The organism is Leptothrix discophora (genome assembly GCF_030705305.1).
Classification (GTDB): Bacteria; Pseudomonadota; Gammaproteobacteria; order Burkholderiales; family Burkholderiaceae_C; genus Sphaerotilus; species Sphaerotilus discophorus.
The window spans coordinates 340,828-355,504 of the sequence record NZ_JAUZEE010000003.1 but is presented as its reverse complement, the minus strand read 5'-3'; the positions used below and the strand labels follow the sequence as shown (position 1 = coordinate 355,504).

At 72.8% G+C, this 14,677-nt stretch carries 13 protein-coding genes; 2 read left to right on the top strand and 11 right to left on the bottom strand.

Translation table 11 applies throughout. The annotated features are described in order from the left end of the window. Positions 1–3: 3 nt before the first annotated feature. The 11 genes from Q8X39_RS07865 to Q8X39_RS07815 all read right to left on the bottom strand — a co-directional run bounded on the left by Q8X39_RS07865 (position 4) and on the right by Q8X39_RS07815 (position 10,224). The gene (locus Q8X39_RS07865; protein ID WP_305749097.1) at positions 4–2,031 is read right to left on the bottom strand and encodes a secretin N-terminal domain-containing protein; all 2,028 of its coding nucleotides are present in this window, start codon (positions 2,029–2,031) and stop codon (positions 4–6) included. Beyond that, positions 2,028–2,654 carry a hypothetical protein gene (locus Q8X39_RS07860; protein WP_305749096.1) on the bottom strand — a complete coding sequence of 209 codons (627 nt, stop codon included), beginning with the start codon at positions 2,652–2,654 and terminating at the stop codon, positions 2,028–2,030. Before Q8X39_RS07860 ends, Q8X39_RS07865 begins: the two co-directional genes overlap by 4 nt. Next, positions 2,651–3,277, bottom strand: a complete 627-nt coding sequence (locus Q8X39_RS07855) for a GspMb/PilO family protein (protein WP_305749095.1) — start codon at positions 3,275–3,277, stop codon at positions 2,651–2,653. Before Q8X39_RS07855 ends, Q8X39_RS07860 begins: the two co-directional genes overlap by 4 nt. Then, the gene (locus tag Q8X39_RS07850) at positions 3,274–3,921 is read right to left on the bottom strand and encodes a PilN domain-containing protein (protein WP_305749094.1); all 648 of its coding nucleotides are present in this window, start codon (positions 3,919–3,921) and stop codon (positions 3,274–3,276) included. Before Q8X39_RS07850 ends, Q8X39_RS07855 begins: the two co-directional genes overlap by 4 nt. Continuing rightward, positions 3,918–4,793, bottom strand: a complete 876-nt coding sequence (locus Q8X39_RS07845; protein ID WP_305749093.1) for a hypothetical protein — start codon at positions 4,791–4,793, stop codon at positions 3,918–3,920. Before Q8X39_RS07845 ends, Q8X39_RS07850 begins: the two co-directional genes overlap by 4 nt. Continuing rightward, positions 4,771–6,516, bottom strand: a complete 1,746-nt coding sequence (locus tag Q8X39_RS07840; RefSeq protein WP_305749092.1) for a GspE/PulE family protein — start codon at positions 6,514–6,516, stop codon at positions 4,771–4,773. The genes Q8X39_RS07845 and Q8X39_RS07840 overlap by 23 nt, the downstream gene beginning before the upstream one ends. Before the next feature lie 5 nt (positions 6,517–6,521). After that, the gene (locus Q8X39_RS07835) at positions 6,522–7,691 is read right to left on the bottom strand and encodes a type II secretion system F family protein (protein WP_305749091.1); all 1,170 of its coding nucleotides are present in this window, start codon (positions 7,689–7,691) and stop codon (positions 6,522–6,524) included. Between the two features lie 25 nt (positions 7,692–7,716). After that, positions 7,717–8,157: a type II secretion system major pseudopilin GspG gene (gene gspG / locus Q8X39_RS07830; protein ID WP_305749090.1), complete on the bottom strand. Its 441-nt coding sequence runs from the start codon at positions 8,155–8,157 to the stop codon at positions 7,717–7,719. 142 nt (positions 8,158–8,299) lie between these two features. Beyond that, the gene (locus Q8X39_RS07825; protein ID WP_305749089.1) at positions 8,300–9,073 is read right to left on the bottom strand and encodes a lytic transglycosylase domain-containing protein; all 774 of its coding nucleotides are present in this window, start codon (positions 9,071–9,073) and stop codon (positions 8,300–8,302) included. Between the two features lie 168 nt (positions 9,074–9,241). Next, complete coding sequence (locus Q8X39_RS07820; RefSeq protein ID WP_305749088.1) at positions 9,242–9,751, bottom strand: disulfide bond formation protein B; 510 nt, start codon at positions 9,749–9,751, stop codon at positions 9,242–9,244. Positions 9,752–9,765: 14 nt separating this feature from the next. After that, complete coding sequence (locus tag Q8X39_RS07815; protein WP_305749087.1) at positions 9,766–10,224, bottom strand: RidA family protein; 459 nt, start codon at positions 10,222–10,224, stop codon at positions 9,766–9,768. Positions 10,225–10,398: 174 nt separating this feature from the next. On the opposite strand from Q8X39_RS07815, the gene Q8X39_RS07810 reads away from it, so the two are divergent. Together Q8X39_RS07810 and Q8X39_RS07805 are read left to right on the top strand one after the other, a co-directional pair. Beyond that, the gene (locus Q8X39_RS07810) at positions 10,399–13,194 is read left to right on the top strand and encodes a ComEC/Rec2 family competence protein (RefSeq protein ID WP_305749086.1); all 2,796 of its coding nucleotides are present in this window, start codon (positions 10,399–10,401) and stop codon (positions 13,192–13,194) included. Beyond that, positions 13,191–14,624, top strand: a complete 1,434-nt coding sequence (locus Q8X39_RS07805; RefSeq protein WP_305749085.1) for a circularly permuted type 2 ATP-grasp protein — start codon at positions 13,191–13,193, stop codon at positions 14,622–14,624. Before Q8X39_RS07810 ends, Q8X39_RS07805 begins: the two co-directional genes overlap by 4 nt. The last annotated feature ends 53 nt before the right edge of the window (positions 14,625–14,677 follow it).

Sequence of the window (14,677 nt, the reverse complement as noted above, 5' to 3'; positions counted from 1 at the left end):
TCGTCACTGCGCGACCGGTGCGGTCTCTTCCTCGGTCGCCGGCGGTGCCTCGGCCGGTGCCTCGTCGACGGGGGCAGGGCTGGGCGCGACGGCCGCGGGTGCGCCACCGGCCGGGCCAGGCACGCGCCGGGTCGGCAGGCTGGCGCGCGCCGGGCCGGTGATGCGTCCGGCACCCGCAGCGCCTGTCGAGCCGGCACCTGCGGCGTTGCCGCCGACCGTGCCACCGGTGGCCGCACCGGCGCGGACCGAGCCGATCGGGTCGATGCGCAGCGGCCGGTCACGCACGGTCGATTCGGTGCCCGACCAGACCTCGCCCAGGCGTGCCTCGGGCGTGGCCGTCGCCCGCACGATGCGCGGGGTGATCGACAGCACGATCTCGGTCTTGCCGCCCGACGAGTTGGTCGAGCTGAACAGGCGGCCCAGGACGGGCAGCTGGCCCAGGCCCGGCAGCTTGCTGGCGGTGCTGCGGTCCTGGTCGTTGATCAGGCCGGCGAGGACCTGGGTCTCGCCGTCACGCAGGCGCAGCGCGGTGGTCGCGTTGCGGGTGCCGATCTGGTAGGCCACGCCCGAGGCGGTCGTGATCGTCTTGGCGATGTTGCTGACCTCGAGGTTGATCTTGATGCCGACGTCCGCATCGCTGTAGACCTGGGGCTCGACCTCCAGCTTGATGCCCACGTCCACGTACTGCACCGAGCCGGTGATGACCGAGTTGGTGCCGTTCTGCTGCGGCGAGATCAGGTTGGTGATCACCGGCACCTTGTCGCCGACCAGGATGCGCGCCTTTTCCTTGTTGCGGGCGCGGATGCGCGGGCTGGCCAGGATGTTGGTGTCGGTGTCCTGCAGCAGCAGGTTCAGGCCCAGGCTGAGGCCGCTGGCGCTGAGGTCGTTGCTGGTCAGGCCGCGCAGGTCGCCCAGCGTGGTGGCGGTCGTCGGGGTCGACAGCGTGAAGCTGTCGGGGAACTTCAGGCCGAGGTTGGAGGTGCGGTCGGCCGAGACCTCCAGCACCTGCACTTCCAGCATCACCTCGGGATCGGGCACGTCGTTGGCCGCGATCAGCTTCTCGGCCACCGCGATGGCCGCCGGCGTGTCGCGCATGACCAGCGAGTTGGTCTTGGCGTCGGTGACGACGTCGCGCGTCTTGAGCATGGTCTTGATGATCGTGGCCATCTGGGCGGCCTCGATGTTGCTCAGCTGGAAGCTGCGCACCTTCAGCTCGTTGTACTCGCGCTGCTTGGCCGCCGTGGCCGGGTAGATGAACAGCGTGTTGCCGTTGAGCACGCGCTTGTCGAGCTGGTTCTGCAGCAGGATCAGGTCCAGCGTGTCCTCGACCGAGGCGTTCTGGACGTAGATCGTGGTGCGCAGGTCGGCGCGCACGTCGCGGTCCAGGATGATGTTGATGTTCGCGGTGCGCGACAGCGCCTCGAACACCATCTTCACGTTGGCATCGCGGAACTGCAGCGTCACCGGACGCTTGAAGGCGGCCTCCAGGCCAGCGGTGCGTTCGCGCTCGACCCGGTCGGCCTCCATGCGCTCGTCGACCTGGCGCGCCAGCGCGGTCAGCTCGAGGCGGTTGGGCAGCTCGCGCTGGGCCCGCCGCACGGCTTCGAGCGCCTGCTCGTTCTGCTTGCTCTTGAGGAAGCCGTCGACCTGGTTGCGCACGCCGTCGATGCGGCGCTGGTCCTGCACCGACTGCAGGCCGCGCAGCGCGCGTTCGTTGACCGGATCGAGTGCCAGCGCCTCGCGGTAGAGGCGGGCGGCATCGTCGAGCTGGCCGGCGCTGCGGGCATCGTCGGCGCGGCTGCTGAGCTGGTGCGTGACCAGCGCGCGCTGCGACAGGTAGTCGATGCGGTAGCGGGCATTGCCCGGCTCCAGCTCGCTGGCCTTGCGCAGCTGCTGCAGGCCCTGTTCGGTGCGGCCGCTGGACAGGGCGTTCAGGCCGTCGTCGTGCACGCGCTGGGCGGCGCAGCCCGACAGCACCACGGCGCAGGCCAGGGTCAGCCGGGTCAGGGGGCGGCGAAAGTTACTCTTCACGAGGGAGCTCCGGATAGGGGCATGCGCACGGTCACACCCTGCTGCACGTGGATGAAGACGAGTTCGGTGGGCTTGATGGATTCGAGGCGGAAGCCGCCCTCGAGCGCATCGCCCGGGCCGGCGACCAGCAGCTTGTCGCCCACCGACAGGAAGACCTGCGGCTTGGCGCTGGGCAGCGTCTCGAGCATGCCGACGAACTTGTAGGGCAGGGCCGGCGGCGGTGGCGCTGCGGGCGCGGCCGGCAGTGGCGGGGGCGGTGCGGGCTGCGCGGCCAGCGCCGGCGCGGCCTTGGGCTGCGGCGGGGGCGGCGGCTCGAAGCTGCGGGCGCCGAAGGCATCGGCCTGGGCACGCGGATCGAGCCGGGCGGCCGTCGCCGTCGGGCTGGCCGATGACGCGGCGGCGGCCGGCACGCTGGCCGACGCGGCGGCCATGACGCCGCCCGTGCCCGGTCCGGTCGCGCTCAGGCGTTCGGCTGGCGCGGCGGGACGGCGGTTGGCGCGATCGGCCTTGGCGACCGGCTCGACCGTGTCGTCACCCTGGAGGACGATCCAGCCCGACCAGGCCAGCACCGCGGCGGCGGCGGCCCACAGCCAGGTCTTCTTCTGCGGTTGCGCCGTGGTCATGCACGCCCCCGATAGAAGAAGGTGATGCGCAGCGTCGTTTCCAGGTCGGCCTGCTGGGTGTCCGGGCGGTCGATCTGCAGGCCGTCGAGCGCGACGTGCGGCATGGTGTTGAGCATCTCGGCGGCGAAGCGGCGCAGCTGCGCGTAGCTGCCGCGCACCGGCAGCTGCAGGCGCCACTGCGAGATCGCCTCGTCGCCCAGCACGGCGGCGTCGGCCGTACCGTCCAGGCGCTCGACGGCGTAATCGCCGCGCGCCAGCTCGACCTTCTGCTGGACGGCCAGTTCGACCAGGCGGGTCAGGTCGGCACCGCGCTGGCTCGGCGGCGGCAGGCTTTCCAGCAGCGCGATCGCGTTGCTGACAGCGGCCAGCCGGGCCGGACGGCTGCGGGTGGCCGGCGTGCGGGCGGCTTCTTCCTGCTGCAGCGCCAGGCGCTGGGCCAGCTCGGCCTGGCGCTGCTTGAGCGACGGGGCCTCGATGCCGACCAGGTAGAGCGCCACCAGCAGACCGGCGAGACCGACCAGGCCGGGTCGGCCGACGTGCAGGCGCCAGGCCACGGCCAGGCGGCGCAGGGCGGCCGGTACGGAGCGGGTGGACGCCGGCAGCGGATGCAGGGGTTCGCTCATCGCGTGGCTCCCGGGTTGGTGAGCGGCGCCGCCGGATCGGTCGCGGCGGCGGTGCGCAGCGGGCCGGCGTCCGGCCTGGCGGCGTCGGCTTCGGCCGACTGGCGCGGCGTCGCGCCACCGCCGGCCGCACCGCGCCAGCGGGCCACGAGGTTGAAACGCACCGGCCGGCCAGGCAGCTGGTCCTCGACCTGGTGCTGCAGGATCTGCACGTCGGCCAGGCGCGGGTCCTGTTCGAGCCGGCGCAGCCAGCCGGCCATCGCGCCCAGGCTGCGCGCCATCGCCATCACGCGGATCTGGCCGCTGGCGGCGTCGGGCTCCAGGCGCAGCAGGCCGACCTGGCTGTCGGCGTTCTGCTCCAGCAGGTTGAACAGTTCGTTCCAGGGCGCGTCCAGCTGCACCAGCAGCCGGCGCGCCTGGGTCTGGCGGCGCCGGTCGGCGGGGCTCAGCTCGATCGGCGCATCGGCGGCCGCACTGGCGCGACGTTCGGCACCGAGCGCCTGGTTGCGCGCCTCGATGTCGGCCCGCAGCGGCCACAGCGGCAGCGCGGCTGCGCCCGCCACCAGCAGGCCGACGGCGGCCAGCGCCCAGCCGCCCCAGGGGGTGCGCCGTTCGTTCAGGAGGTCCAGGCTGTGGATGCGCTTCATGCCGCACCTCCTGCGCTGGACGATGCCGCGGAGCCCGTGCCGCCCGAGCCGGCCAGCGACGCGGCCGCGCCGCGCGCGCCCAGCGGCATCGCGCTCGGGCGTGGCATGCCGTCCAGCGGCGCGGGCACCAGGCCGGTCGCCTGGCCCTGCATCGCGCCGGCCTGGCTGCCGCCCCAGACATAGCGGCACAGCGCCTGGCTCTCGGGCAGTAGGTAGACGACGCATTCATCGGCCTTGGGCACGCTGCGCACGAAGGCGCGCAGGCGCTGCTCCATGGTCACCGCATCGGCGGCCTCGAAACGTTCCCAGGCCAGCTGCGCCGGCACGCCGTCGCGGATGTGGACCAGCGACATGCCTTCCTCGCGCAGCAGCGCCAGCACGGCGTCGTTCTCGGGAATCTGCGGCGCGAGCCGGCGCAGGTCCTCGACCAGCGCGGCATGCAGGCTCTGCAGCTGCACGCCCGACAGGGCCAGCGCTTCGCTCCAGGCTTGCACATCGGGTTCGGGGGCGGCCACCGCCAGCCAGCGCTCGCCCTGCTGCAGCGGCACGACCTGCACGCGCAGGTCGTCGCGGCCGAGGTCGGCGCTGAAGCGCATCGTCGCCTCCTGCAGCGCCTGTCCCCAGCCGAGATCGGCGTCCAGCAGCTGGTAGTAGAGGTACTCGTCGCCGACCGTCAGCGCGGCCTGGCGTGGCAGTTCCTGGATGTCGGCCAGGCGCAGCGCCGACAGCGCCGCCGACAGCGCGGTCGCGCCCTCGCCGGAGCCGCTGGCAACGGCCGACGGGACGCTGTTCCACCCGGGCGGCAGCAGCTCGGCCTGGCAGCTGCGCATGCGCAGGTTCAGGCGCAGCTCACTCTTGAACCGCAGTGACACGATTGGCTTCCTCCAGGGTGGTGACGCCGGCCTTCACGAAGGCGAGGGCGGCTTGTCTGAGCGTGATCAGGCCGCGCTTCTCGGCGGCCGCGCGCAGCAGCGAGGGGCTGGCGCGTTCGGCGATCAGGCTCTTGAGCTCGATGTCCAGGGCCAGCGTCTGCGCGATCGCGCGGCGGCCCTTGTAGCCGGTGCCGCGGCAGTGGCTGCAGCCGCGGCCGCGCTGGAAACGCCAGGGCTGGTCGAACACCGTCTCGTCCAGGCCGCTGGCGGTCAGCAGCTCCAGGTCGGGCTTGACCGGCTCGGTGCAGTGCGGGCAGATCACCCGCACCAGGCGCTGCGCGACCACGCCGTTGAGCGCGGCCACGAGGTTGTACGGGTCCACGCCCATGCTGGCGAGGCGGCCGATGACGTCGAAGACGTTGTTGGCGTGCACCGTCGCATAGACCTGGTGGCCGGTCAGGGCGGCCTGCACGGCGATCTGCGCGGTCTCGGCATCGCGCATCTCGCCGACCATGATGCGGTCCGGGTCGTGGCGCAGGATCGAGCGCAGGCCGCGCGCAAAGGTCAGTCCCTTGGCCTCGTTGACGGGGATCTGCAGCACGTCGGGGAGCTGGTACTCGACCGGGTCCTCGATCGTGATCATCTTGTCCTGGCCGGTGTGGATCTCCGAGAGCACGCCGTACAGCGTGGTCGTCTTGCCCGAGCCGGTCGGGCCGGTCACCAGCAGCAGGCCGTAGGGCATCTGCGCCAGCCGGCGGATGAAGCTGGCCGCGTGGTCATCGAAGCCCAGGTGGTCGACCGACAGGGCCTGGTCGGCCGCCAGCTGGTAGCGGTCCAGGATCCGCAGCACCGCGTCCTCGCCGTAGCTGCTGGGCATGATCGAGACGCGCACGTCGATCTCGCGGCCGGCGCGGCTGAGCTTCAGGCGACCGTCCTGCGGCACCCGGCGCTCGGAGATGTCGAGGTCGGCCAGCACCTTCAGGCGCGAGATCACGCGGTCGGCGAACTCGCGGCCCTCGGGCCGGCTGACGCTTTGCAGCACGCCGTCGAGGCGGTACTTCACCACCAGCCCGCGTGGGCCGCATTCGAGGTGGATGTCGCTGGCCTGGGCCTGCAGCGCGTCGTAGAGCGTGCCGTTGAGGAAGCGCACGACGGGGCTCTCGTCGGCGCTGATCTGCGCCAGCGACAGCTCCAGCGTGCCGCTGTCGCCGCGTTCACCGTCGCCGCCCAGGCCGCCGGAGTCGGATGCCAGCGCGCGGGTCTCGCGCTCCAGCCGGCCGTAGAAGGCCTGCACGTCGCCGGTGGTGGCGACGTACCAGCGCGTGCGCGGGTGGCCGCTCTCGCGCACCCGCGACTCGATCCACTGCCGCGTGCCGCGGTCGAAGGGATCGGCCAGCACCAGGTCGATCGCGTGATCGGCCCGGCGCAGCGCCACGCACAGGCGCCGCTGGCCCTGCGCGAACGGGATCAGCGTGAAGTCGGCCAGCTCGGTGCGGGCCTGGCGCAGGTCGCCCAGCAGCATGCCGCTGGCCTCGCCGAGCCAGCGCCGGAAGGCGGCCTCGCGCACGGGGGCATGGGCCTGGCTGCTGATCTGCGATTCGGCCTCGAAGCGTTCGAGCAGGCGCTGCTGGACGACGTTGACCTGGTCCTGCATCAGGTCGGTGCCGCCGTCCTCCAGCGTGTAGCCGGAGTCGCCGCGTTCGTTCTCTTGGGGGGTGTCCATGGGGCTCAGCGGATGCTTGCGGCGAGTTGGAAGATGGGCAGGTACATCAGCACGACGATGCCGCCGACGACACCGCCGATGAACAGCATCAGCACCGGTTCGATGACCCGGCCGAGGCGTTCGAGGGCGCGTTCGACGACCGCGTCGTGCACGTCGGCCAGGCGGTCCAGCGCGACATCGAGCGCGCCGGTCTGCTCGGCCACGCGCAGCACGCGCAGGCCGAGGTTGTCGACCAGGCCGCTGTCGTGCAGCGACGGCGCCAGCGGCGCCCCGCCGGTGGCGGCGGCCAGCGCGCGGTCCAGCCGGGGCTGGTCGGCCGCCGACAGCAGGCCGCGGCACATGCCCAGCGCCTTCAGCGCCGGCACGCCCGAGCGCACCAGCATCGCGCCGGTGCGCGACAGCTGGGCCTGGCCATAGGTCCGCACCAGGCCGCGCAGCCAGGGCAGGCGCGAGGCGGCGTTCATCATCATCGAGCCCAGCCGGCCGGCACGGGCCGCCCGCAGCAGCACCCAGACCAGCAGGCCGACGCTGGCCACCATGGCGGCCAGCAGCGGGCCCTGCACGGCCGACAGCGCCATGCCGACGTCGATCAGCAGGCGCGACAGCGGCGACATGTCGCGCGCCGCGCCTTCGAGCACCAGCGCGAAGCGCGGCACCACGTACATCAGCAGGAACAGCACGACCAGCGAGGCCACCGTCACCAGCAGCGCCGGGTAGACGCAGGCCGAGATCAGCTTGCCGCGCAGCTGTCGCAGGCGGGTCGCGTTGGCGGCATAGCGGGTCAGCGCATCGCCCAGGTCGCCGGTCAGCTCGCTCGCCTTCACGCAGGCCAGCATCGCGGTGCTGAACTGGCCGCTGGCCTGCAGCGCGGTCGACAGCGTCTCGCCCTGGCGCAGGGCTTCCAGCAGCCGGTTCATGGCCTGGGCCGCACCGCCGCTCTGGCGTTCGGCGACGGTGCGCAGCGATTCGATCAGGCTCAGGCCCGAGCGCAGCATCAGCGCCAGGTCGTGGGCGAACTGTTCCTCGTCGAGCCGGCTCTCTTTCAAGCCGGCACCGATCAGGCTGCCACGCGGGTTGGCCACGCGTGGGGCGGGCAGCGGCGCGCCGGCCGGCCTGGCCGCCGGCTTCGCCGCCGTCGGGGCGCGCGGGTTCGACGTGGGGAGCGGAGCGTTCATCGCGTGCGTCGGGCTCGGGGTCGCATCACCAGCTGTTGACGTCGGCGGCATCGCCTTCGCCGCCGGGCTGGCCGTCGCTGCCCAGGCTCACCAGGTCGTAGTCGCCATGCTGGCCGGGTGCGGTGTAGACATAGGGGCGGCCCCAGGGGTCGGCCGGGATGTCGCGCTTGAGGTAGGGGCCCTGCCAGCGCGGCAGGTCGGCCGGCGCGGCGCGCAGCGCGGCCAGGCCCTGTTCGGTGCTGGGGTAGCCGCCGACGTCCAGCCGGTACTGGTCCAGCGCCTGGCCGAAGGACTCGATCTGGGCCCGCGCCACCTTGGCGTTGGACTTGCCGAGCTGGGTGAAGTACTGCGGCGCGACGATGCCCGCGAGCAGGCCGATGATGACCATCACCACCAGCAGTTCGAGCAGGGTGAAGCCGCGGGCGAGGCGGCGTGCGGCCGGGCGGGAGAGGGGGCGGTGAGGCATCGGGGCTTGCGGCATGGTCGGTCGGCGGGCGTGGCGAAGGTCGGCATTCAGGCGCGGCGGCGCCCGGGCGGAACGTTAGTGGCGGCCAGGGGGCCGGGCGCGCAGCATGGCGTCCGGTCGTGACGAAATGCTGTCACCCCGGTCACGGAGAGTGTTTCCCTTTGGCATCGGCCAGCAGCGCGGCGCTTCGGGGGGCCGGCGCATCGTGGCGGGCGGCGTAGTGGCGCTGCCAGGCCATCACCTTCGGGACATAGAGGCGCGTTTCCTCGAAATCAGGGATGCGGTTGCCGGCGCGCTGGACCGCGCCTTCGCCGGCGTTGTAGGCGGCCAGCGCGAGCGGCAGGTCACCGGAAAAGCGTTGCAGCAGCGCGCGCAGGTAGCTCGCGCCGCCGCGCAGGTTGTCGCCGACGGACCAGACCTGCCGCACGCCAAGCTGGCGGGCGGTGTCGGGCATCAGCTGCATCAGGCCCTGGGCGCCCTTGGGCGAACGGGCGCGCGGGTTGAAGCCCGATTCGACCGCCGCGACCGCCAGCAGCAGGCTCACCGGCAGCGCGTGTTCGCGGCCGACATGCTGGAACCAGGGCAACAGGCCGGCCGGCACGCCGGGTGCGCCGGCGATGCGCGGGGCGGCCGGGGCCGTGGTGTCGAGGGGCGCGGTGGCCGGCAGCGTCGCATCGGCTGGCGGGGTGGCCTTCGGTGCCGCCGGCGGGGCGTCGATCAGCAGCCGGGGCGTGTCCTCGCTGGCGAAGTTCGACAGCACCAGCGGTGCGGCCGCGTCATCGGCTGGCGCACTGGCGTAGACCTGCGCATGCGCGGGCGCTGCCGTCCAGCCGGCGACGCACGCCAGCAGCGCCGGCCCGAGGGCGCGGCGGCGTTGCAGTCGTGAAGAAACCGGGAAAGGACGAAGGGACAGCACGAGACGAAGCGACCTGCAACGATGAGTGAGAAACACTCAAAGAAGTAGACCATAGCTCCGCCGGCTGGCCGGTCCCTGCGGCCCACGCGCCTCCGTTCCGTGTGGAAGGTGCCCCGATTCGTGGGATGCGTGTGGGCCGTACAGGATCTGTTCAGCGACCCGGTGCGGTCAGCGCGTCGAGAGGCTGTTCCAGCGTTGCAGCGTCACCCCGGCCAGGGCGACGAACAGCGCCAGGCTCCACAGCTCGAAGGGCACGCCGAACAGGTCGACCGCCGCATCGGCGCAGGAGGCGCGGACCTCGAACAACTCGGGGAAGGCGGCGTCCAGGCCGAGGCCGCTGATGACGCGATCGGCCAGCGTCAGGTCGCAGCTCGGCGACTTCGAGGCGACCCGGTTCTGGTAGAGCGCCGCAGCCATGCCGGCCAGCGCGAAGGCGGTCGTCAGCACGACCAGCACGCGCCGGCCGAGCGCCGGGATGCCGTCGCGCAGGTCCGGCAGCAGCGCCAGGCCGAGCAGGCCGGCACCGACCAGCAGGAACAGGATGCGCTGCAGGATGCACCAGGGGCAGGGCAGCATCTGCAGCACGTGCTGGGCGTAGTAGGCCGCGCCGACGCTGCCCCAGGCGGCGAGGCCGGCCAGCAGGCAGAGTCGACGGGCGCGGACGGGGGGCAGGGCCATGTGCGGTTCCTGCCTCAGGCGACTTCGGCGATCAGCTCGATCTCGACGCAGGCACCCAGCGGGATCTGCGCCACGCCGAAGGCGCTGCGGGCGTGTGCACCCCGCTCGGCGCCGAAGACCTCGACCAGCAGCTGCGAGGCGCCGTTGGTGACCAGGTGCTGCTCGGTGTAGGTCGGCACGCTGTTGACCAGGCTCATCACCTTGACGATGCGGCGCACCTTTTCCAGGTCGCCCAGGGCCGCCTGCAGCGTGCCCAGCAGGTCGAAGGCGACGGCCCGGGCGGCCTGCGCACCGGTGGCGGTGTCGATCTCGCGGCCGAGCTGGCCGGCCCAGACCTGGCCGTCGCGCCTGGCGATGTGGCCCGACAGGAACAGCAGGTTGCCGCTGCGCACGAAGGGCACGTAGGCGGCGGCCGGCACGGCGACCGGGGGCAGGACGATGCCGAGTTCCTGCAGGCGTTGGGCGATGGACATGGCTGGGGTCTCTCTGATCGAGGGGGGGGTGGCTGGCGAAAAGAAGCGGGATGGGCCTGTGCTGGGGCCGGCCGTTCGGGGCGGTCTCCCCCCGATGGGGGTGCCGTCCGGCGGGCGAGGAGCGGGATGCTAACGCGGCACTTCCGCCAGCCTTGCGCCCCCAGGCGAGCCGTCATGCCATCCGTTCCTGCTCCCGTACGCGGTCCTGTCGCCGTCCCCGGACCCGCCCACGGCCTGCCCCTGCACCTGCTGGCCGCGCTGGCCGGCCTGGGCTGGCAGCTCCAGCAGGCTCGCCTGCTGAGCCTGGCCGAGCGTGCGCTGCTGCTGGTCGCCATCGTGTTGATCGGGTGGGGGCTGCGCTCGGCCGGCGCCTGGCGGCGGCGACACCCTCGTCGCGCGAGGGCCCTGGCGCTGCTGGCGGCGGCGCTGGCCGGCTGGCTGGCCTGCGACCTGCGCGCCGGCTGGCGGCTGGACGACCGGCTCGATCCGGCGCTGGACGGCCGCGTCGTGATGCTCACCGGCGTGGTGCGCGGCCTGCCGGTGCAGCGCCCGGATGGTGCGCGTGCCGAGGTCGAGATCGAGGCCGCCAGCGTGGACGGCCGGCTGCTGCGGCCCGGCGCCGGGTTGCCGCAGCGGCTCTGGCTGGCCTGGCATGCGCCGCTCGATGGCTCGGCGTCGGCCTGGGGCGCCATGGCCAGCGGGCAGCGCTGGCGCTGGCCGGTGAGGCTGAGGGCACCGCGCGCCCGCATGAACCCGCACCTGCCCGACGGCGAACTGTGGCTGTTTGAACGCGGCCTGCGCGCCACCGCCACGGTGCGCGAACGCGCTGGCCGGGCGGGCGGCGAGGCCAGCGAGGCCAGCGAGCCCGACGATGCGCCCGTGCTGCGCCGGCCGCACCGGCTGTCCGACGAGGGCACGTCGTTCGACCCGCTCGGTCCGATCGACCGCTGGCGCGACCGGGTCCGGCGCGCCATCCGCGCCGAGGTGGGTGACCGCCGCCAGGCCGGCCTGCTGGCCGGGCTGGTGATCGGCGACCAGGCGTCGGTGGTCGCGCGCGACTGGGTGGCCGTGCGCGCCACCGGCACGGCCCACCTGCTCGCGGTGAGCGGCCTGCACCTGACGATGTGGGCGCTGATCGCCCGGGCGCTGGCCGACCGGCTCTGGCGCCGCAGCCGTCGCGCGATGCGGGCCTGGCCGGCGCCCCGTGCGGCGCGCTGGATCGGCCTGTTCGCCGCGCTGCTCTATGCGCTGGCCTGCGGCTGGGGCGTGCCGGCCCAGCGCACGCTGCTGATGCTCGCGACCTGGACCTGGCTGCGCGACCGCGCCCACCGCTGGCCGGCCGCGCGCGTGCTGATCTGCGGCGCGGCGGTCGTGCTGGCGCTCGACCCGTGGGCGGCGCTGCAGGCCGGCTTCTGGTTGTCCTTCGTCGCGGTCGGCCTGCTGATGGCGGGCGGCGAGGCGCGCGGGCCGTCGTCGCTGTCGGCCGGCCCAGATGCCGGTGAATCTGCCGGTGAACACGCCGGCGCGCTGCCGCCGGCGCATCCACGCCCGCCGCCCGGCCCGCTGCGGCGGTCCTGGGACTGGCTGCGCGCCGATGCCCGCAGCCAGTGGATCGCCAGCATCGGCCTGGCGCCGTGGACGCTGATCTTCTTCAACCAGGTCGCGCCGGCCGGGCTGCTGGCCAATGCGGTGGCGATTCCGGTCGTGACGCTGCTGCTGACGCCGCTGGCGCTGGCCGGGCTGGTCTGGCCGGCCTGCTGGTCGCTGGCCGGCACGCTGGCGGCCGCCGGTGTCGACGGCCTGGCGCTGCTGGCCGCCACGCCACTGGGCGAGTGGCACCCCGGCGCCGCCCCGCCGGGGTTGCAGGCGATGGCCGCGCTGGGCGCGGCGGCGGTGGTCGCGCCGCTGCCTGCCGCCGTGCGCCTGACCGGCGCGCTGATGGCGCTGACGCTGCTGATGCCGCCGCTGGCGCGGCCGCCCGAGGGCGAGTTCGAGCTGATCGCGCTGGACGTCGGCCAGGGCCAGGCGCTGCTGGTGCGCACCGCGCGGCATGTGCTGCTCTACGACACCGGTCCGGCCGGCAGCGCGGTTGCGGGTCATGCCGGCGAAGGGCCGGGTGCGTCGACAGCGGCAGCCCCGGCTGGCGAGGCGCCGCTCGATGCCGAACCCGGCGAGCGCCTGCTGCTGCCCTTGCTGGATGCGCTGGGCCATGACCGCATCGACCGGCTGGTGCTGTCGCACCGCGACACCGACCACACGGGCGGCGCGCTGGCGCTGCTGCGCACCCGGCGGGTGCAGCATCTGCTGAGTTCGCTCGAAGCGGGTCATCCCCTGCGCCGCCTGGCCCCGCACCAGCCCTGCACGGCGGGGCTGCGCTGGCGCTGGGATGGCGTCGACTTCGAGCTGCTGCACCCGACCGGCGCCGACCTCGTGGCGCGCGAGGCCGGCCGGATCGGCTCCAACGCGGTCAGCTGCGTGCTGCGCGTGCGCAGCGGCACGGCAACGCCCGAGGGCCGTCGCACGCTGTTGCTGACCGGCGACATCGAGCGGCGGCAGGAGCTGGCGCTGATCGACCGCGCCACCGCCAGCCCCGACGCTGCAGATCCCGCCTCCCTGCGGGCCGACCTGATGCTGGTGCCGCACCACGGCAGCCGCACCTCGTCGACCGACGCCTGGCTGGATGCGGTGCGGCCGCGCCTTGCGCTGGTTCAAGCCGGCCACCTGAATCGGTATGGTCACCCGGCGGCGGACGTGATGGCGCGCTATCGTGTGCACGGCATCGGGGTGATCCGCACCGATCGGTGCGGGGCCTGGCACTGGCGCAGTGCGCACGACGACCGGCCTGCGCCAGAAGGGTGCGAGCGCCTGCGCCGACACCGCTACTGGCATGCGCCGATCGAACCCGATGCGCCTGCCGTCGATGGCCTTGAATTTGCTAATCCCCTGCCGTCCAACAGAGCCAGACCATGAAAACGATGTTTGACGAGATGCATGCCCAGGGCGCCGCGGTGCGCGAGCACTACCAGGCCTACGACCGCTGGTTGCGCAGCCAGCCGCGCGACATGATGAAGGACCGCCGGGAGGAGGCGGAGATGATCTTCCGCCGCGTCGGCATCACCTTCGCCGTCTACGGCGACAAGGATGCCGGCGAGGGCACCGAGCGGCTCATCCCGTTCGACCTGATCCCGCGGGTCATCCCGGCGCACGAGTGGCGCGAGATGGAGAAGGGCCTGCGCCAGCGCGTCAACGCGCTGAACCGCTTCATCCACGACGTCTACCACGGCCAGGAGATCATCAAGGCCGGCCTCGTGCCGGCCGAGCAGATCACCCGCAACGCGCAGTTCCGGCCCGAGATGATCGGCGTGGACGTGCCTGGCGGCGTGTACTCGCACATCAGCGGCATCGACATCGTGCGGGCCGGCAACGCCGATGGCAGCGGCACCTACTACGTGCTGGAGGACAACCTGCGCGTGCCCAGCGGCGTGAGCTACATGCTCGAGAACCGCAAGATGATGATGCGGCTCTTCCCCGAGCTGTTCGCGCAGCACCGCATCGCGCCGGTCGCGCACTACCCCGACCTGCTGCTGGAGACGCTGCGCAGCGTCGCGCCGGGCGGCGTCAACGAGCCGACGGTGGTCGTGCTCACGCCCGGCATGTACAACTCGGCCTACTTCGAGCACGCCTTCCTGGCGCAGCAGATGGGCGTCGAGCTGGTCGAGGGCCAGGACCTGTTCGTCAAGGACGGCTTCGTCTTCATGCGCACCACCCGCGGCCCGCGCCGGGTCGACGTGATCTACCGCCGGCTGGACGACGACTTCCTCGATCCGCTGGTCTTCCGGCCCGACACCACGCTGGGCTGCCCCGGCCTGCTGTCGGCCTACCGCAGCGGCAACGTGACGCTGTCCAACGCCATCGGCACCGGTGTGGCCGACGACAAGTCGATCTACCCCTACGTGCCGAAGATGATCGAGTTCTACCTCGGCGAGAAGCCCATCCTCAACAACGTGCCGACCTACCTGTGTCGTGTCGAGGAGGACCTCAAGTACGTGCTGGCCCACCTGTCCGAGCTGGTCGTCAAGGAGGTCCACGGTGCCGGCGGCTACGGCATGCTGGTCGGCCCGGCGGCCACCAAGGCCGAGGTCGAGGACTTCCGCAAGCACCTGCTGGCCAACCCGTCGAACTACATCGCGCAGCCGACGCTGAGCCTGTCGACCTGCCCGACCTTCGTGGATTCGGGCATCGCGCCGCGCCACATCGACCTGCGGCCCTTCGTGCTGTCGGGCAAGACGGTCCAGATGGTGCCGGGCGGACTGACGCGGGTCGCGCTCAAGGAAGGTTCATTGGTCGTCAACTCGTCGCAGGGCGGTGGCACGAAGGACACCTGGGTTCTGGAGGACTGAGACCGGCACGCCGGTCCGCACCCACCCGCCCACACGAGAACAAAGCACACGTC